We start from the raw sequence: 407 nt of genomic DNA on the forward strand, positions 1-407 counted from the left end.
CATATTCGTGGGAGCTTTGCGGAAACGGAATTGGCTGGCCGCGGCAAGCACGCTGGCGCCGCCGAGAAACGTAGTGAGAAAGGTGCGTTTGGTCACAGTCAGGGTTCAGTGAATTGCGGTGCTTGACCGTCGGGTCGCGCACTCGAGAGCACGACGACCGCCGAACAAAAGCGTCGCGATGTCGACAGGTGAACGAGCAACTGGCCCGGCTAATTGCACGATGAACGTAGCCTGCCGGTGAACGAGGTCGCGCGGCTGCGTATTGGCGAGGAAGGTAAGACCGTCGTGTAACGAGAGATCTTTGCGGAACTCAATACCTAGACTGTTCGCAACGCGCACCTTGGTGTCGCGAAGGAGAGCCCCGCAGACGTGCTCCAGGTGCTTCTCGTTAGGAGCCGTATTTCGGC

Annotated in this window: 1 protein-coding gene; it reads right to left on the minus strand. The window is 59.2% G+C overall.

Going from position 1 to position 407, the window contains the following annotated elements; translation table 11 throughout:
• Positions 1-105: 105 nt before the first annotated feature.
• Positions 106-407, minus strand: a 302-nt coding sequence (locus D7Y13_RS47545; protein ID WP_208734724.1) for a hypothetical protein, incomplete at its 5' end; no start/stop codon positions are given.

It is taken from the genome of Corallococcus praedator (assembly GCF_003612125.1).
Lineage (GTDB): Bacteria > Myxococcota > Myxococcia > Myxococcales > Myxococcaceae > Corallococcus > Corallococcus praedator.